The sequence below is a fragment of the Streptomyces sp. S6 genome (assembly GCF_054880855.1).
The window spans coordinates 1-17,460 of the sequence record NZ_JBTYMC010000137.1; the positions used below are offsets into that span (position 1 = coordinate 1).

General features: G+C 71.3%; 15 protein-coding genes and 2 pseudogenes. 11 read left to right on the forward strand and 6 right to left on the reverse strand.

Translation table 11 applies throughout. The features are described from left to right. The 3 genes from ACVNF4_RS19830 to ACVNF4_RS19840 form a co-directional block, all read left to right on the forward strand. The coding region (locus tag ACVNF4_RS19830) for a dihydrolipoamide acetyltransferase family protein (protein WP_461804180.1) at nucleotides 1-1,073 on the forward strand (1,073 nt) is incomplete at its 5' end. Between the two features lie 235 nt (nucleotides 1,074-1,308). After that, complete coding sequence (locus tag ACVNF4_RS19835; RefSeq protein WP_461804181.1) at nucleotides 1,309-2,148, forward strand: NTP transferase domain-containing protein; 840 nt, start codon at nucleotides 1,309-1,311, stop codon at nucleotides 2,146-2,148. Beyond that, nucleotides 2,145-3,497, forward strand: coding sequence for a molybdopterin molybdotransferase MoeA (locus ACVNF4_RS19840; RefSeq protein ID WP_461804182.1), 1,353 nt, complete (start codon nucleotides 2,145-2,147; stop codon nucleotides 3,495-3,497). Before ACVNF4_RS19835 ends, ACVNF4_RS19840 begins: the two co-directional genes overlap by 4 nt. Nucleotides 3,498-3,603: 106 nt before the next feature. Here ACVNF4_RS19840 and ACVNF4_RS19845 read toward each other — a convergent pair whose 3' ends face one another. Next, nucleotides 3,604-4,719: a potassium channel family protein gene (locus ACVNF4_RS19845; RefSeq protein WP_461804194.1), complete on the reverse strand. Its 1,116-nt coding sequence runs from the start codon at nucleotides 4,717-4,719 to the stop codon at nucleotides 3,604-3,606. Between the two features lie 71 nt (nucleotides 4,720-4,790). Here ACVNF4_RS19845 and ACVNF4_RS19850 point away from each other — a divergent pair. Together ACVNF4_RS19850 and ACVNF4_RS19855 are read left to right on the forward strand one after the other, a co-directional pair. Further along, a pseudogene (locus ACVNF4_RS19850) lies at nucleotides 4,791-5,456 on the forward strand (potassium channel family protein); the annotation flags it as partial. A 39-nt stretch (nucleotides 5,457-5,495) separates the two neighbouring features. After that, nucleotides 5,496-6,479: an NAD(P)H-quinone oxidoreductase gene (locus tag ACVNF4_RS19855; protein ID WP_461804183.1), complete on the forward strand. Its 984-nt coding sequence runs from the start codon at nucleotides 5,496-5,498 to the stop codon at nucleotides 6,477-6,479. Nucleotides 6,480-6,707: 228 nt separating this feature from the next. Here ACVNF4_RS19855 and ACVNF4_RS19860 read toward each other — a convergent pair whose 3' ends face one another. Then, nucleotides 6,708-6,995 carry a hypothetical protein gene (locus ACVNF4_RS19860; RefSeq protein WP_461804184.1) on the reverse strand — a complete coding sequence of 96 codons (288 nt, stop codon included), beginning with the start codon at nucleotides 6,993-6,995 and terminating at the stop codon, nucleotides 6,708-6,710. Nucleotides 6,996-7,480: 485 nt separating this feature from the next. Here ACVNF4_RS19860 and ACVNF4_RS19865 point away from each other — a divergent pair, with 485 nt between their 5' ends. Further along, nucleotides 7,481-8,026 (forward strand): bacterial proteasome activator family protein, encoded by a 546-nt coding sequence (locus ACVNF4_RS19865; protein ID WP_461804185.1) that lies wholly within the window; start codon nucleotides 7,481-7,483, stop codon nucleotides 8,024-8,026. Nucleotides 8,027-8,149: 123 nt separating this feature from the next. Here the strand turns inward: ACVNF4_RS19865 and ACVNF4_RS19870 are convergent, their stop codons facing one another. After that, a complete protein-coding gene (locus ACVNF4_RS19870) occupies nucleotides 8,150-9,790 on the reverse strand; it encodes a protein kinase domain-containing protein (protein ID WP_461804186.1) in 1,641 nt (546 codons plus the stop codon). A 346-nt stretch (nucleotides 9,791-10,136) separates the two neighbouring features. On the opposite strand from ACVNF4_RS19870, the gene ACVNF4_RS19875 reads away from it, so the two are divergent. Then, complete coding sequence (locus ACVNF4_RS19875) at nucleotides 10,137-11,783, forward strand: protein kinase domain-containing protein (RefSeq protein ID WP_461804187.1); 1,647 nt, start codon at nucleotides 10,137-10,139, stop codon at nucleotides 11,781-11,783. Between the two features lie 3 nt (nucleotides 11,784-11,786). Here the strand turns inward: ACVNF4_RS19875 and ACVNF4_RS19880 are convergent, their stop codons facing one another. Beyond that, a complete protein-coding gene (locus ACVNF4_RS19880; RefSeq protein ID WP_461804188.1) occupies nucleotides 11,787-12,149 on the reverse strand; it encodes a pyridoxamine 5'-phosphate oxidase family protein in 363 nt (120 codons plus the stop codon). A 217-nt stretch (nucleotides 12,150-12,366) separates the two neighbouring features. Here ACVNF4_RS19880 and ACVNF4_RS19885 point away from each other — a divergent pair, with 217 nt between their 5' ends. Then, nucleotides 12,367-12,591, forward strand: a complete 225-nt coding sequence (locus tag ACVNF4_RS19885; RefSeq protein WP_461804189.1) for a hypothetical protein — start codon at nucleotides 12,367-12,369, stop codon at nucleotides 12,589-12,591. Nucleotides 12,592-12,653: 62 nt separating this feature from the next. Here ACVNF4_RS19885 and ACVNF4_RS19890 read toward each other — a convergent pair whose 3' ends face one another. Beyond that, on the reverse strand, nucleotides 12,654-13,313 hold the full coding sequence (locus ACVNF4_RS19890) for a response regulator (protein WP_461804190.1): 660 nt from the start codon (nucleotides 13,311-13,313) through the stop codon (nucleotides 12,654-12,656). A gap of 321 nt (nucleotides 13,314-13,634) precedes the next feature. Here ACVNF4_RS19890 and pdhA point away from each other — a divergent pair, with 321 nt between their 5' ends. The 3 genes from pdhA to ACVNF4_RS19905 are packed head-to-tail and all read left to right on the forward strand — an operon-like array spanning nucleotide 13,635 to nucleotide 17,197. Next, on the forward strand, nucleotides 13,635-14,837 hold the full coding sequence (gene pdhA, locus ACVNF4_RS19895) for a pyruvate dehydrogenase (acetyl-transferring) E1 component subunit alpha (protein WP_461804191.1): 1,203 nt from the start codon (nucleotides 13,635-13,637) through the stop codon (nucleotides 14,835-14,837). 3 nt (nucleotides 14,838-14,840) lie between these two features. Next, the gene (locus tag ACVNF4_RS19900; protein WP_461804192.1) at nucleotides 14,841-15,821 is read left to right on the forward strand and encodes an alpha-ketoacid dehydrogenase subunit beta; all 981 of its coding nucleotides are present in this window, start codon (nucleotides 14,841-14,843) and stop codon (nucleotides 15,819-15,821) included. A gap of 11 nt (nucleotides 15,822-15,832) precedes the next feature. Continuing rightward, complete coding sequence (locus ACVNF4_RS19905; protein WP_461804193.1) at nucleotides 15,833-17,197, forward strand: dihydrolipoamide acetyltransferase family protein; 1,365 nt, start codon at nucleotides 15,833-15,835, stop codon at nucleotides 17,195-17,197. Nucleotides 17,198-17,280: 83 nt separating this feature from the next. On the opposite strand, the pseudogene ACVNF4_RS19910 reads toward ACVNF4_RS19905, so the two are convergent. Then, nucleotides 17,281-17,460, reverse strand: a pseudogene (locus tag ACVNF4_RS19910) (hypothetical protein); the annotation flags it as partial.

A 17,460-nucleotide genomic window follows, 5' to 3' on the forward strand; every position in this document is an offset into this window, starting at 1 on the left:
AGGTGACCCCCGTGCGCGGGGCCGTCCCGGCCGGTCCGGGGGCCGTCGCGATCCAGGCGTCCGCCGAGGTCGGCACGGCGGCCGTCCTCACCGGCATCGAGGAGACCGCCGACCGTGCCGACGGACCCGTCCCCGTCATCTCCCCCCTCGTCCGCCGCCTCGCCCGCCAGGGCGGCCTCGACCTGCGCGAACTGACCGGCTCCGGGCCCGAGGGGCTGATCCTGCGAGCCGACGTGGAGGACGCGCTGCGGGTGGCGGCGGTGCAGGGTCGGACGACAGCGGGTGCACCCGCCGAGGGGTACGCCGACGAGGGTCCCCTCCCCGGCACGGAACCGCACGCGCGCGGGGCGAACCGGCACGCCCTCTCGACTCCCCCCGTCCCCGAAGGGACCCGCATCCCCCTCAAGGGCCTGCGCGGCACCGTCGCCGACAAGCTCACGCGCAGCCGCCGGGAGATCCCGGACGCGACGTGCTGGGTGGACGCGGACGCGACGGAACTGATGCGTGCGCGGGCGGCGATGAACAGTGCGGGCGGCCCGAAGGTCTCGCTCCTCGCGCTGCTCGCCCGTATCTGCACGGCCGCGCTCGCCAAGTACCCCGAGCTGAACGCGCGCGTGGACACGCAGGCGCGGGAGGTCGTCCTGCTGGACGCCGTGCACCTCGGGTTCGCCGCGCAGACCGAGCGGGGGCTCGTCGTCCCGGTCGTCAGGGACGCGCACGCGCGGCACGCCGAGAGCCTCACCGCCGAGTTCGCCCGGCTCACCGAGGCGGCCCGCACGGGCGGCCTCAAGCCGGCCGAGCTGACCGGCGGGACGTTCACGCTGAACAACTACGGCGTCTTCGGGGTCGACGGCTCCACGCCGATCATCAACCACCCCGAGGCCGCGATGCTCGGCGTCGGCCGCATCATCCCCAAACCCTGGGTCCACAACGGCGAACTCGCCGCCCGCCAAGTCGTCCAGCTCTCCCTCACCTTCGACCACCGCGTCTGCGACGGCGGCACCGCCGGGGGCTTCCTCCGATACGTCGCCGACTGCGTCGAACAACCGGCGGTACTGCTGCGCAGGCTGTGAGGGGGGCGGTTCGGCGGCGCCGGGTAGGGCCGGGGTCGGCGTGGGCTGTCCGGGCAGCTTGCGGTGCCGCCGCGTACGGTGCGGTGTCGTGTGGTGCGGCTCTTCGGCACGTTGCGGGCCGCGTGCGGTGTGGCGGCGGCCCCCTGTATGTCACGGGCCGTCCGGCCGTCCGGCCGTACCGCCCGCACCCCACTGGTGTGTTTCGTGTGATCCAGGGGGCGCGCATACTCGGGGGATGACCTCGAACGTGCGCTCCTATGACGCCGTCGTCCTCGCGGGCGGTGGTGCGAGGCGTCTCGGGGGTGCTGACAAGCCGGGGGTGCGGGTCGGGGGGCGGGCCCTGCTGGACCGGGTGCTCGGGGCCTGTGCCGATGCCGCCCGTACGGTTGTCGTGGCCGCGCCCCGGCCCACCGGCCGACCGGTCGAGTGGGCGCGGGAGGACCCGCCCGGCGGCGGGCCGGTCGCCGCGCTGGACGCCGGACTGCGCGGGACGACGGCCGAGCGGGTCGTCGTCCTCTCCGCCGACCTCCCCTTCCTCGCGGCGGACACGGTCCATCAGCTCCTCGCGGCCCTCGAATCCGGCGTGGACGGCGCGCTCCTCGTCGACGCCGACGGCCGGGACCAGCCCCTCGTCGCCGCCTACCGCACGGCCGCCCTGCGCCGGGAGCTGACGGCTCTCGGGGACGGCCTCGCCGGACTGCCCCTGCGCAGGCTCACCGCAGGACTCGACCTCACCCGCGTCCCGGACCCCGTCGCGTCCTTCGACTGCGACACCTGGGACGACATCGCCACCGCCAGGGCCCGGATCAGGGAGCATGACCACGTGTTGGATGAATGGATCTCCGCAGTCAAGGACGAGCTGGGCATCGACCTCGACGTCGACACCACGGCCCTGCTGGACCTCGCCCGTGACGCCGCGCACGGCGTGGCCCGCCCCGCCGCCCCCCTGACGACGTTCCTCGTCGGCTACGCGGCCGGCCGCACCGACGGCACCCCCGAGGCCGTCGCCGAAGCCACCCGCAAGGCCACGGCGCTGGCGCTGCGCTGGGCCGAGGAAAACGGCTCCGCCGGATGAGCGGCCCCGACACCGTGGCTGACGACTTCGACGTCGACGAGGTACTCGCCCTCGTGAGCAACCCCCGGAGCACGAGCGGCACAGGCAGCACCGGTGACGCCGGAAGCGGCCAGAACTCAGGGCGCCCCGAACGCGTCGGCACCCCCTCCGGCACCCCCCACACCCACCACCACGCCACCCCCTGGCCCCAGGCCCGCACCATCGCCGCCCGAGCCGCCCGCACGGGTACCCGCACCCCCCTCTCCCTCCCCCTCGACCACACCCTCGGCCTCCCCCTGGCCGCCCCCCTCACCGCCCTCACCGACCTCCCCTCCTTCGACACCTCGGCGATGGACGGCTGGGCGGTCGCGGGACCGGGGCCTTGGGCGGTCCGGGCCGAGGGCGTTCTCGCCGGCCACTCCGCCCCCGAGCGGCTGGCCGACGGCGAGGCCGTACGGATCGCGACCGGCGCCCGGATCCCCCTGGACACGACGGCTGTCCTGCGCAGCGAACACGGCCGCACCGACGACAACGGCCGCCTGCACCTCACCCGGGACCTCCAGCACGGCCAGGACATCCGCCCGCGCGGCCAGGAGTGCCGGGCCGGTGATCTGCTGCTGCCCGAGGGCGCCGTCGTCACCCCGGCGGTACTCGGACTCGCTGCGGCGGCCGGGTACGACACCCTCGCCGTCACCGCCCGCCCGCGCGCCGAGGTGCTGGTCCTCGGGGACGAGCTGCTGACCAAGGGCCGTCCGCACGACGGCCTCATCCGGGACGCGCTCGGCCCGATGCTGCCGCCCTGGCTACGGGCGCTCGGCGCCGAGGTGCCGGTGGTGAAGCGGCTCGGGGACGACGCGGAGGCGCTCCACCAGGCGATCACCGCTTCCGAGGCCGACCTGATCGTCACGACCGGCGGCACCGCCGGGGGACCCGTGGACCACGTACACCCGATCCTGTCCCGGATCGGCGCCGAGCTGCTGGTCGACGGCGTGAAGGTGCGCCCCGGCCACCCCATGCTGCTGGCCCGGATCAAGGAGGGCCAGCACCTCGTGGGCCTCCCCGGCAACCCCCTGGCCGCCGTCTCCGGCCTGCTCACCCTCGCCGAGCCCCTGCTCCGCGTCCTGACCGCGCGCCCGGCGCCGGAGCCTTACGCGATGCCGTTGAAGGAGGCCGTGCAGGGGCATCCGTACGACACCCGGCTGATCCCGGTGGTCGTACGCGGGGAGCGGGCCGTGCCGTTGCACTACAACGGGCCCGCGATGCTGCGGGGGGTCGCGGTGGCGGACGCGTTGGCGGTGGTGCCGCCGGGTGGGGTGAAGGCGGGGGAGGACGTCGAACTGCTGGATCTGCCCTGGGGGTTGGCGAGCTGATGTTTCACGTGAAACACCCACCTGGCCCGTTTCGCATGTTTCACGTGAAACACGCGAATGGCGCTGTTGGGGTGTTTCACGTGAAACATGCGCCCCGGTAAGGCAGTTACGCCGGTTCCACGACCTTCGCCCGGCTGACCGTGACGACCCGGTCTCCCCGCTCCAGCGTGGTGAGAGCGGGGTCCGCGTAGTCGAGGAGCTTCTTGCCCCGGACGACCGCGACGATGAGGTCGGCGCAGGCGCGGGGGGCCTTGCCGATCTCGGTGGGGTCGACGGGGCGTTCGACGATGTCGAGGCCGCTGCCCAGGGTCATCAGATCCTCCAGCGTGCCCGCGACGACCGGGCTGACCATGGCGACGCCGAGGAGGCGGCCGGCGGAGCTGGAGCTGGTGATGACGGTGTCGGCGCCGGACTGCTTGAGCAGCGGCACGTTCTCGTCCTCCCGGGCCGCGACGACGATCGTGGCGCGGCGGTTGAGCTGGCGGGCGGTGAGGGTGACCAGGGCGGTGGTGTCGTCGCGCTGAGGGCAGACGATGACCTGGGACGCGGTGTGGATCTCGGCCTTCAGGAGGGTCTCCGAGCGGGTCGCGTCGCCGATCACCGCGACGAGGCCGTCCTCCGCCGCCGTCAGCACCGCCTTCTTCTGGGCGTCCACGACGACGATCCTGTCCTTCGCGATGCCCTGTCCGACCAGGGTCTCGGCGGCGTGCCGGCCCTTTGTGCCGTAGCCGACGACCACGACGTGGTCGCGCAGGCGGGAGCGCCAGCGGTGGACGCGGACCTGTTGGCGGGTGCGTTCGGTCAGGACCTCCAGGGTGGTGCCGACCAGGATGATCAGGAAGACGACGCGCAACGGGGTCACGACGAGGATGTTGACCAGCCGGGCCGTGTCGCTGACCGGGGTGATGTCTCCGTAGCCGGTCGTGGAGAGGGTGACGGTCGCGTAGTAGGCGGAGTCCAGGAGGTCCACCGAACCGTCGGAGTTGTCGTTGTAGCCGTCGTGGTCGAGGTAGACGATGAACGTCGTCAGGGCCAGCACGAACAGGGCCAGCAGGAGGCGGCGCAGGACCTGCGCGAGCGGGGGGACGCCGTTGCGGGTGGGCATCGTGACCGCGCGGCTCGCCTCCGCGTCGTCGCGGATGTCGGAGCGCGAGCGGTACCAGAGGGAGCGGAACAGGGAGAGCCTGCTCAGCTTCGTCGGTGGTCGTAGCTGGTCCTTCAACGCGTGCCCCCCTGGGGTGGTGATCCGGTCGGTGGGCACCATGGTTGTCTACGTCTCGCCGAGTTTCCCGGAGGCCCTCCTTGCGTGACCACACTGTCGTCGTCGGCTTCGGCACGAAGGGGCGTTCCGCGATTCGGACCGCCTGCGCGGCGGGGCTGCGCAAGGAGCAGGTCGTGGTGGTCGATCCGAGTGCGAAGGTGATCGAGGCGGCGACCGCGGAGGGGTACGAGGGGGTCGTGGGGGACGCGACCCGCAGTGACGTGTTGCGGCGGGCCGAGGTGCACAAGGCGGGGCGGATCATCATCGCGACGCAGCGGGACGACACGGCCGTGCTCGTCGCGCTCACCGCGCGGCAGTTGAATCAAGGGGCGGTGATCGTCGCCGCCGTGCGGGAGGAGGAGAACGCGCCCCTGCTGCGGCAGTCCGGTGCCGACGAGGTGATCACCAGCGCGGGTGCGGCGGGGCGGCTGCTCGGGCTCTCCGTCCTCTCCCCCGCCGCCGGGGTGATCATGGAGGGGTTGTTGCGGCAGGGGAGTGGGCTGGACATCGTGGAGCGGCCGGTGACGCGTGCGGAGACCGGGAAGACGCCTCGGGAGACCGAGGATCTGGTGGTGAGTGTGGTGCGGGGGCATCGGGTGCTGGGGTACGACGATCCGGCGGTGGGGGTGCTGGAGCTGACGGACCGGGTGGTGACGATCGTGCGGGCGTCGGGGACTTCAGGGGCTTCCAGGGTGTAGCGGTGCGGGGCGGGCGGGGGCGGGGAGTAGCGTCGGGGCATGCGTGCGATCACTATTTCGGAACCTGGTGGGCCTGAGGCGTTGGTCTGGGCGGACGTCGCGGATGCGGTGGCCGGGGAGGGGGAGGTGCTGGTCGAGGTCGTCGCCGGGGCCGTCAACCGGGCCGATCTGCTTCAGCGACAGGGGTTCTACGACCCGCCGCCCGGGGCCTCCCCCTACCCCGGGCTCGAATGCTCCGGGCGGATCGTCGAGGTGGGGCCCGGGGTGAGCGGGTGGCATGTCGGGGACGAGGTGTGTGCGCTGCTGTCCGGCGGGGGGTACGCGGAGAAGGTCGCCGTGCCTGCCGGGCAGTTGCTGCCGGTGCCCAAGGGGGTCGATCTCGTGCGGGCCGCCGCGCTGCCCGAGGTCGCCTGCACGGTCTGGTCCAACGTGTTCATGATTTCTCATCTGCGGCCCGGGGAGACGTTGCTCGTCCATGGGGGGTCCAGTGGGATCGGGACCATGGCGATTCAGCTCGGGAAGGCGGTCGGGGCGAAGGTCGCGGTGACCGCCGGGTCCGTGGAGAAGCTGCGGCGGTGTGCGGAGTTGGGGGCCGATGTGCTGATCAACTATCGCGAGCAGGACTTCGTGGCCGAGGTGCGGGCGGCGACCGGGGGCGCGGGGGCCGACGTCATCCTCGACAACATGGGGGCGGCATATCTCGACCGCAACGTCCAGGCTCTTGCCGTCAACGGGCGGCTCGCGATCATCGGGATGCAGGGGGGTGTGAAGGGGGAGCTCAACATCGGCACGCTGCTCGCCAAGCGGGCTGCCGTCAGCGCGACGTCCCTTCGGGCTCGGCCGTTGGAGGAGAAGGCCGCGATCGTCGCCGCCGTTCGGGAGCATGTGTGGCCGCTGGTGTCCGAGGGGCACGTCGAGCCTGTCGTCGACCGGGAGATTCCGATGCCGGAGGCGGCTGAGGCGCATCGTGTGGTCGAGGGGAGCGGGCATGTGGGGAAGGTGCTGCTGGTGGTGCCGAGGTAGGTGAGGGGCGGCTGGGTGGGGCTGGGGGTGGGTGCGGGTGTGGTGGGTGGCTGGGGTGGGTGGGGTTGTCGCTCACCCGCGCTTGCGGGGTGCCGCTGCGCCCACCCGTGCCGCCCCATGGGGGTACCTCCAAGGCCCTTAGGGCACTGGGGGAGGCACGACTGCCCGCAGCTGGGTGGCGGGAGGAGACGTGGCTGCGGGTGGCTGAGTAGCTGCCTGCGGGTGGGGTTAGTTTCTGCGGAGGCGTAGGCCCACGAGGGCTAGGGCCATGCCGAGGCCCAGGAGGACCAGGCCGCTGCCCAGGGGGAGGATGCGCAGGGCTGAGCCTCGGGGGGTTCCCTGGGGGCGGGGGTGTTGTGGGGGGTTCTGCTCGCCGTTCGTTTTCTGGGCGGGCTCCGGCGTCTTCTCCGCGTCCGGCCTCTGCTGCTCCGGTGCCTCTCCGGCCCCCGAGCCGCCCGCCTCCGGCGTCCTCCCGGGCTCCGGCTTCTCCTCGGCCTCTGCGGGCCTCTCCGCCACCGGTGTGCCCTCGGCCTTTGGGGTCCTTCCGGCCTCGGGGGTTCTCCCCGGCTCCGGAGGCCTCCCCGCCTCCGGCGTTTCCGCCTTCGGGGTCCTCCCTGCCTCCGGAGCTCTCCCGGCCTGTGCGGGCCTCTCCGTCGGTGTCCCCTCGGCCCTCGGCGTCTCGTTCGCCTCCGGTGTTTGTTCCGCTCCCCTGCCCGGGTGTTCGCGGCCCTCTCCCGGTGCGCTGCCGGCTCTGTCCGGGGTGGCTGTGGGGGTGGGGAGGGGGTGGAGGGAGAGGGTCGCGCACAGGAGCAGGCCCGCCGCGTGGGTGGCTGGGGTCACGATGGGCTCTCTCCTTACCGAGGGGAGTCGGACGGGTGCGGTGGGTGGTGGGGTCAGGCTCGCACAGGGACGGGTGCGCGGCATTTCGGATCGAGGCCGGTTGATCACTGGTGAAGGGGGCGGGCAGGTGGTGGAGTGGGTGGGTGCGAGAGAATGGCGGCATGGAGATGCCGAGGAACGAAAGGTCGCCGGAGAACGCCCAGAAGATCCTGGTCGTGGGCCAGGACGGCATGGCGCTCGGCGGGGTCGACGGGGACGACGACGCTCGGGAGATTCCCGTGACGGAGATGGTGGAGCAGCCTGCCAAGGTCATGCGGATCGGGAGCATGATCAAGCAGTTGCTGGAGGAGGTGCGGGCGGCTCCCCTGGACGAGGCGAGCCGGGTGCGGCTCAAGGAGATCCACGCGAGTTCGGTGAAGGAGCTGGAGGACGGGCTCGCGCCCGAACTCGTCGAGGAACTCGAACGGCTCTCCCTGCCGTTCAACGAGGACTCCACCCCGAGCGACGCGGAACTCCGCATCGCCCAGGCGCAGCTCGTGGGCTGGCTCGAAGGGCTCTTCCACGGAATCCAGACGACCCTGTTCGCCCAGCAGATGGCGGCACGGGCCCAACTGGAGCAGATGCGCCGTGCGCTCCCCCCGGGCGTGGGCCACGAGGGCGGCGAGGAAGGCCACTTCGGCGCCCGCACGAGCGGCCCGTACCTGTAACCGACGTAAGCCGCCGTCGTCGGCCTGAACCGGCGTCCGCCGAACCCATCCGCCGTCAGCCCGGCCGGTACCCCGGATCACCGAGGTGCCGGCCGTTCACGCGACTCCGTCGGAACCGCGTGTTCAGGACGCCGGGTTCCCCGTCGAGACGTTCAGCTGGATCTCCGGCATGTTCTTGGGGTCGACGTCCGTGTCGGCGGCCGGGAACTGGTTCATGACCGTCCCCTGGCCGAACGTGTTCTCGTCGACGTCGACCAGCTTGGGACGCCAGCCGGCGGCCTGGAGGCAGGCCTTCACGGAGTCGATGTTCTTGAACTTGAAGTTCGGCACCCGGATCTTGGCGGGGTCGTTGTACGACTCCTGGGGCTCGGTGCAGTTGTCCGAGTCGATCGTCTTGGACGTGTCCGGCCCCCGGTGCCCGGCGACGGGCCCGGAAGACGTGGTCGGCGACTCGCTGCCGCCCCCGCCCTCGTCGTCACTGCCGCCCCCCGCGTTGAGGGCGATGGCGACCAGCAGCGAACTGACGGCGACGACCGCGACGATCACGGACCCGACGACGACGGACCGGTTGCTGCGTGTGCCGCCGGAGGACCTGGTGGGCGGCGGGGGAGTCGCCGGCCCACCCCCCATCGCCGGAGCCCCTCCCATCGGGTACGTCTGAGCCCCGAAAGACGGAGCCGGCGTCTGGAACCCCTGCTGCGGATACCCGTACGACGGAGCCGGCGCCGGCGTCCCGTACGGCCCGGACTGCGCTCCGTACGGTCCCGGCGGAGGCGTCCCGACAGGACCGGGCGCAGGCGTCCCCACCGGCGGGAACACCGCCGACCCGACCCCCTGCCCGCTGCTGGCCGGCACCCCGGGCACGATGCTCGGCGGCGCCGCCTGGAAGGACGCGGCGACCCGCAGGCACTCCTCCCGCATGGCGACGGCGTTGGGGAACCGGTCGTTGGGGTTCTTCTTCAGCGCGCGGGCGATCAGCGTGTCCACGGCCGGCGGCAGCGAACTGTTGATGGAGGAGGCGCGCGGCGGCTCCTCCTGGACGTGCGCGTAGGCGATCGCCAGCGGCGAGTCCGCGTCGAACGGCAGCCGCCCGGTGACGAGCTGGAACAGCATGATGCCGACCGAGTAGAGGTCGGAGCGCGCGTCCACCGCCCGGCCGAGGGCCTGCTCGGGGGAGAGGTACTGCGGGGTCCCGACGACCATCCCGGTCTGCGTCATCGACGTCACCCCGGACTGCATGGCCCGCGCGATCCCGAAGTCCATGACCTTGACGACGCCGCGCTTGGTCATCATCACGTTGCCGGGCTTGATGTCCCGGTGGACGAGCCCCATCTCGTGGCTGATGTCGAGGGCCGCCAGCACGTCCGCCGTGATCTGGAGCGCCTTGTCCGCGGGCATCGCGCCCTGCTGCCGGACGTCCGTGTCGAGGACCGAGCCGAGCGGGCTGCCCTCGATGTACTCCATGACGATGTACGGCGTCGTCTCGCCGTCCGCCTGGTCCTCGCCGGTGTCGAAGACGGAGACGATGTTGGTGTGGGTGAGCTTGGCCACGGCCTGCGCCTCGCGCCGGAACCGTTCGCGGAACGCGGCTTCGCGACCGAGCTGGGAGTGCAGTGTCTTGATCGCGACCTGCCGGTCGAGGACCGAGTCGTAGGCGAGATGGACGGAGGCCATGCCGCCCTCGCCCAGCAGCCCTCGTACCTGGTAGCGTCCGCCGGCGAGCGACTGCCCCGTGAACCGGCCCTCAACGCCGTCGTGACCCATGTCTGCGCGTCCCCCATAAGCCGTCACAATCGGATGAGTGGGTGCTGCGACGGCGTTGATACCAGTTGATCCCATGCGTGAATCTCGGCCAAGTCTGCCTCAGGCCCCTCAGACGTCAAGCTCGGTGCCCGTTCCGTGACCGTACGCGAAAGAACAGCCGCACGAGCGTTACACCGGGGGTACCGCAGGTACACGGAATGTGCACGAGCACACATCAGGGAGCGGGTGTGAAGGGCCTCGTGCGAGGCCCTCACCGGATCGGGGGGTCTGCGGGAGGCTGTAGCGTGGCCGACGGAGACCGTGACAACACCGCGCGCACCGCGGGCAGAAACGACGGCGAGGACTGATGGCACAGCAGCAGCGCTCTCAGGGCCCGTCCGACCCCGAGGGCACTGACGGCGGTATGTCGGACGCGCCGGAACAATGGGGCAACGGCGGGCTGGTCGGCGATGGGCGGTACCGGCTCACGCGCAGGCTCGGCCGCGGCGGTATGGCGGAGGTGTTCGCCGCCGAGGACGTCCGCCTCGGCCGGATGGTCGCCGTCAAGCTGCTGCGCTCCGACCTCGCCGAGGACCCGACGTCCAAGGCCCGCTTCACACGTGAGGCGCAGTCGGTCGCCGGTCTCAACCACCACTCGATCGTCGCCGTGTACGACTCCGGCGAGGACGTGATGGCCAACGGCCAGGCCGTGCCGTACATCGTCATGGAGATCGTCGAGGGCCGCACGATCCGCGACCTGCTGATGAACGCCGAGGCGCCGGGGCCCGAGCAGGCCCTGATCATCGTCTCCGGGGTCCTTGAGGCGCTCGCCTATTCGCACCAGCACGGCATCGTGCACCGGGACATCAAGCCGGCGAACGTCATCATCACGCACAACGGCGCGGTGAAGGTGATGGACTTCGGCATCGCCCGCGCGCTGCACGGGGCGTCGACGACGATGACGCAGACCGGCATGGTCATGGGCACGCCTCAGTACCTCTCCCCCGAACAGGCGCTCGGCAAGGCCGTCGACCACCGCTCCGACCTGTACGCCACCGGCTGCATGCTGTACGAACTCCTCGCGCTGCGGCCCCCGTTCGTCGGCGAGACGCCGCTGTCGGTGGTCTACCAGCACGTCCAGGACATCCCCGTACCGCCGTCGCAGGTCTCCAACGGCGTCTCCCCGCCGGAGCTGGACGGCCTCGCGATGCGCGCGCTCGCGAAGGAGCCGGACGACCGGTTCCAGACGGCCGAGGAGATGCGCGGCCTCGTCCAGTACGCCCTTCAGATGCTGTACGACCAGGGCCCCCACACCGGCACCTGGAACACCGGCCCGGTCACCGCGCCGATCGCCGTGCACCAGTCCCCCGGCGGCTACTCCAGCACGACGATGATGCCGCAGGGCGGGCACGGGGGCGTGACCTCGCAGATCCCGCAGCCGATCCTGCCGCAGGGGTACGGCTCCGGCGACGACGGCGGTTTCGAGGGGCACGGCAATCACGGCGGCGGCGGGCGCGGCAAGCTGTGGATCCTCGCGGTCTTCGCGGTGATCGCCGTCGCGGCGGGCGTCGCCATCGCGCTCAACAACACCGGTGGCAAGGGCCAGGACGGGGGCACCAGTCCCTCACCGTCCATCTCCACCTCCACGACCGCGAACTCCACGACCCCCTCGCCGTCCGACACCGAGACCGACAACTCGGACAGCGAATCGGACGACAACAGCAGCACGTCGGGCGGCAGCGGCGGCTACACCCGGCCGACGACGCCCACCCCGACTCCGACGCCGACGGAGACGGAGGAGGAGAGCCCCGACCCGACCCCCACGCGCAACACTCCCTCCCAGACGTCCGACCCCACCACGGGCGACACCAGCAACGGTTCGACCAACCAGGGCACCACGGGTAGCTCCACCGGCGCGAACAACGGCGGTACGAACAACGGGGGGACCACCGACGGCGGCACCACCGACGGCGGCGGCACGACGCTGGGGCTGTCGGGCGGCACCGGCCAGTAGGCATCAGCCGTCCGAGGCGGGCTCCTCCGTGTGCACCGTCGCGTACTCCGGCGTCACCCACACGTACACCGGCTCCGCGGGCGCCTGCCCCGGGAACAGGGCGCGCTCCTCCGGCGTCGGCTCGGCCCGCTCGCAGGGCCCGACGACCTGGACGGACCACTGGTCGGCCGTACCGGTGCCGTAGGCGACGATCTGGCCCGCGCAGGTGCTCTGGTGCCCGCACAGCCGCAGCAGCAGCCGGTCCGCGACGACGGCGTGCCGGGCCGTGGCCAGGAAGGGCAGGGCCCGGACGCTCGCCGCGACCTGGCCGTGGTCGGCGCGGGCGAGGAGGTCGAGGGCCTGGCGGGTGTCGGAGGTGAGCGGCATGCCGTCCACTGTGGGCGCGGACGCAGGGACGGTGTAAGAGGCGTCGGCCCTTCCGAGAAGGGACGTAAGTCCCGAGTAAGTCCGGGTAAGGGAGCGGCGCGGAGGGCGCCGGCACCGGGGTGACGTTTCGATCTTCTTCAAAACGATGGACCCAACCGTTCCCGATCTTGCACGATCTTGATCGATCTCGACCCGTTCACACAACCTTGGGGGAATCATGCGCAAGATCGGTCTCGCCTTCGCCGCCGGAGTCGCCGGTGTCGCCGTCTTCACCGGATCCGGCTCGGCCCAGGCCCTGACCTTCAACAACGACGCCTGCCTGGACCTGCGACAGGTCCAGGTCTGCGAGAACGGCACCCTCTACCGGTTCGTCCAGCCGGCGGGTCCGACGCTGAACCCGTGCGGCATGCCGTGGCAGGCCGTGCGCGCCGGCTCCTGCTGACCCGCGCCACCGAAACCGAAGGGGGTCCACCCGAGCGTTCGGGGTGGACCCCCTTTCGCGGCTCAGCTCGGCCGGCCCGCCTGCATCCGCGCCACGTACGCCGCCGCCTGCGACCGCCGCTGCATCCCCAGCTTCGCCAGCAGACTCGACACGTAGTTCTTGATCGTCTTCTCGGCGAGGTGGAGCTCCTCGCCGATCTGCCGGTTCGTGAGGCCGTCGCCGATCAGCGCGAGGATGCGGCGCTCCTGCTCGGTGAGGCGGGCGAGCCGCTCGTCCTGCTTGGGACCGCCGTCGCGCAGGCGCTCCAGGACGCGGGCCGTCGCGACCGGGTCGAGGAGGGACTTCCCCTCGGCGACGTCCCGGACGGCCGACAGCAGTTCGTCACCCCGGATCGCCTTCAGGACGTACCCGGAGGCGCCCGCCATGATCGCGTCGAACAGCGCCTCGTCGTCCGCGAAAGAGGTCAGTATCAGACACTTCAGCGACGGGTCCTGGGACCGGATCTCCCGGCACACCTCGACCCCGCTGCCGTCGGGAAGCCGCACGTCAAGGACGGCGACGTCGGGCCGCAGGGCCGGAATACGGGCCAGCGCCTCGGCCGCCGTACCCGCCTCGCCGACCACCTCGACACCGTCCTCCACCGCGAGCAGCTCCCGCACGCCACGCCGGACGACTTCATGGTCATCGAGCAGAAAAACCCGGATTTCCGCTTTTTCGAGCACGAGATCAGTTTCACACGGAACCCTTCCCGTGGCCGGGGAGCGCGAGATAACGTGCCGTTGCTCCGGCCTCCTGCGAGGCTGTGACCAGGGCCCTTCACGGCTTTGCCGAATTTACTTGGAAATCCGAGTAAAAACGCAGGTCAGAAGGGGTTTCACAGAAATGTGGAGCACTGGGTAACGTGAACGTCGAAGGGCGCTCACCGGAGCAATGTCACGCCTGTTCCGGCCGAGTGGCACCCACCCCGTGCACGGGTGGCCGGAAACAGGTAGGCCGCACTGGACCCCGGCAACCCCGGGAGCCGGACCGACGGAGGAGCACACGTGACCGTGGAGAGCACTGCCCCGCGTACCCCGCGACGCAGCGCCGCAGGCAAGGCCGGTACCACCCGCAAGTCCGGCACCCGTGCCGCGGCTGCCGCCAAGAAGACCGGCACCGACCCCGAACTCGTACAGCTGCTGACCCCCGAGGGCGAACGGGTCGCGAGCGCCGAGTACGACAAGTACGTCGCCGACATCACCCCCGAACAGCTCCGCGGCCTGTACCGCGACATGGTCCTCACCCGGCGTTTCGACGCCGAGGCGACCGCTCTCCAGCGCCAGGGCGAACTGGGCCTGTGGGCCTCCCTGCTCGGCCAGGAAGCCGCCCAGATCGGCTCCGGACGGGCCCTGAACGACGACGACTACGTCTTCCCGACCTACCGCGAGCACGGCGTGGCCTGGTGCCGCGGCGTCGACCCGGCGAACCTGCTCGGCATGTTCCGGGGCGTCAACAACGGCGGCTGGGACCCGAACAGCAACAACTTCCACCTGTACACGATCGTCATCGGCTCCCAGACGCTGCACGCGACCGGGTACGCGATGGGCGTCGCCAAGGACGGTGCCGACAGCGCCGTCATCGCCTATTTCGGTGACGGCGCCTCCAGCCAGGGTGACGTCGCCGAATCGTTCACCTTCTCCGCCGTCTACAACGCTCCCGTGGTGTTCTTCTGCCAGAACAACCAGTGGGCGATCTCGGAGCCGACCGAGAAGCAGACCCGCGTCCCGCTCTACCAGCGCGCGCAGGGCTACGGCTTCCCGGGCGTGCGGGTCGACGGCAACGACGTCCTCGCCTGTCTCGCCGTCACCAAGTGGGCCCTGGAGCGTGCGCGGGCCGGCGAGGGGCCGACGCTCGTCGAGGCGTACACGTACCGGATGGGCGCGCACACCACCTCCGACGACCCCACCCGCTACCGGCTCGACGACGAACGGGCCGCCTGGGAGGCGAAGGACCCCATCCTGCGACTGCGTGCCTATTTGCAGACGCTGGAGGGTTCAAACCACACGGACGAGGGATTCTTCGCGGAACTGGAGGCCGAGTCCGAGGCGTTGGGCAAACGAGTGCGCGAAGCGGTCCGCTCGATGCCGGACCCGGACCGGTTCGCGATCTTCGAGAACGTGTACGCCGACGGGCACTCGCTCGTCGACGAGGAGCGAGCCCAGTTCGCCGCCTACCAGGCGTCGTTCACAGAGGTAGAGGGGGTCTGAGACATGGCAGTGGAGAAGTTGGCAGTGGCCAAGGCGATCAACGAGTCGTTGCGCCGCGCCCTGGAGGAAGACCCCAAGGTGCTCGTCATGGGCGAGGACGTCGGCAAGCTCGGCGGCGTCTTCCGCGTCACCGACGGCCTTCAGAAGGACTTCGGCGAGAGCCGCGTCATCGACACCCCGCTCGCCGAGTCGGGCATCGTCGGCACGGCCATCGGCCTGGCCCTGCGCGGCTACCGCCCGGTCGTGGAGATCCAGTTCGACGGCTTCGTCTTCCCCGCGTACGACCAGATCGTCACCCAGCTCGCGAAGATGCACGCGCGCTCGCTGGGCAAGGTGAAGCTCCCCGTCGTCGTCCGCATCCCCTACGGCGGTGGCATCGGCGCGGTCGAGCACCACTCCGAGTCGCCCGAGGCGCTCTTCGCGCACGTCGCGGGGCTGAAGATCGTCTCGCCGTCGAACGCGGGGGACGCGTACTGGATGATGCAGCAGGCCATCCAGAGCGACGACCCGGTGATCTTCTTCGAGCCGAAACGGCGGTACTGGGACCGCTCCGAGGTCGACACGGAGGCGATCCCCGGCCCGCTGCACAAGGCCCGGACGGTCCGCGCGGGCACCGACCTCACGCTCGTCGCGTACGGGCCGATGGTGAAGGTCTGCCAGGAGGCCGCCGACGCCGCCGCCGAGGAGGGCAAGTCCCTGGAGGTCCTCGACCTGCGGTCGGTCTCGCCGCTCGACTTCGACGCGATCCAGGCGTCCGTCGAGCGGACCCGGCGGCTCGTCGTCGTCCACGAAGCACCCGTCTTCTTCGGCTCCGGCGCGGAGATCGCGGCGCGGATCACCGAGCGGTGCTTCTACCACCTGGAGGCGCCGGTGCTCCGCGTCGGCGGCTACCACGCCCCCTATCCGCCGGCACGCCTCGAAGAGGAGTACCTGCCGGGGCTCGACCGGGTGCTCGACACCGTCGACCGTGCCCTGGCGTACTGAGGAGAGGGACCGTGACGACGATGACTGACACCGGGGTACGCGAGTTCAAGATGCCGGACGTGGGCGAGGGGCTCACGGAGGCGGAGATCCTCAAGTGGTACGTCCAGCCGGGGGACGTGGTCTCCGACGGGCAGGTCGTGTGCGAGGTCGAGACGGCGAAGGCGGCTGTGGAGCTGCCGATCCCGTACGACGGGGTGGTGCGGGAGCTGCGGTTCCCGGAGGGGACGACCGTGGACGTGGGGGTGGCGATCATCTCCGTGGCGGTGGGGGACGGGGGTGTCGTCGAGGTGCCGGCTCAGGTGACGGCGGCTCCTGCCGTCGTCGAGGAGAAGCGGCAGCCTGTGCTCGTGGGGTACGGGGTGGCGGCGTCGTCCACGAAGCGGCGGCCCCGTAAGGGGGTCGCGGAGGTGCCGACGGCTGCGGCGCCTGCCGTGCAGGCGGAGTTGAACGGGCATGCGGCGCCTGTCGTGCCTGTCGTGCCGGAGGTTCCCGCCGGGGCCGAGCGGCCGTTGGCCAAGCCTCCGGTGCGGAAGCTCGCGAAGGACCTGGGGGTGGATCTGGCGACGGTGACGCCGACCGGGCCCGACGGCGTCGTCACGCGGGAGGACGTCCACAAGGCGGCGACTCCCGTCGTCGAACCGGCAGTTGTCGCCGCCGTGCAGGGTTCCGCCTCCGCTCGGGAGACCCGGATCCCCGTCAAGGGCGTCCGCAAGGCGACGGCCGCCGCGATGGTCGGCTCGGCCTTCACCGCGCCGCATGTCACGGAGTTCGTGACGGTCGACGTGACGCGGACGATGAAGCTGGTCGAGGAGCTGAAGCGGGACAAGGACCTCGCGGGCCTGCGCATCAACCCCCTCCTCCTGATCGCCAAGGCGCTCCTCGTCGCCATCAAGCGCCACCCCGAGATCAACGCCTCCTGGGACGAGGCCGCCCAGGAGATCGTCCTCAAGCACTACGTCAACCTCGGCATCGCCGCCGCGACCCCTCGCGGCCTGATCGTCCCGAACATCAAGGACGCCCAGGACAAGACGCTGCCGCAACTTGCCGAGGCCCTCGGAGAGTTGGTCACAACAGCGCGGGACGGCAAGACGTCCCCCGGCGCCATGCAGGGCGGCACGGTCACCATCACCAACGTCGGCGTCTTCGGCATCGACACCGGCACGCCGATCCTGAACCCCGGGGAGTCCGCGATCCTCGCCGTCGGCGCGATTCGGCTCCAGCCGTGGGTGCACAAGGGGAAGGTGAAGCCGCGACAGGTGACGACCCTCGCGTTGTCCTTCGATCACCGGTTGGTGGACGGGGAGCTGGGGTCGAAGGTGCTGGCCGATGTGGCGGCGGTGCTGGAGCGACCGAAGCGGTTGATCACCTGGGGGTAGGGGTGTGGGGACGCCTTCGCGTCCCCTCAACTCCGCCGGGCCTCCCCGGCATGTTGCTCCAACCAGCCCTATCCGTAAGGGAATCACCCCTCAACCGGCGCCGCCTGCGGAGCCACCGGCAACGGTCGTCCCCACACCCGGAACGCCGCCTCCAGCACCGCGTCCGTCAGCCGCCCGGCGGACTGCCGGGTCCGTGCGCGGGGTTGGGCCGCCGCCTGACCTTGCGCCCGCACCCGGCTGTCGTACGGCACTTGGACGACCGC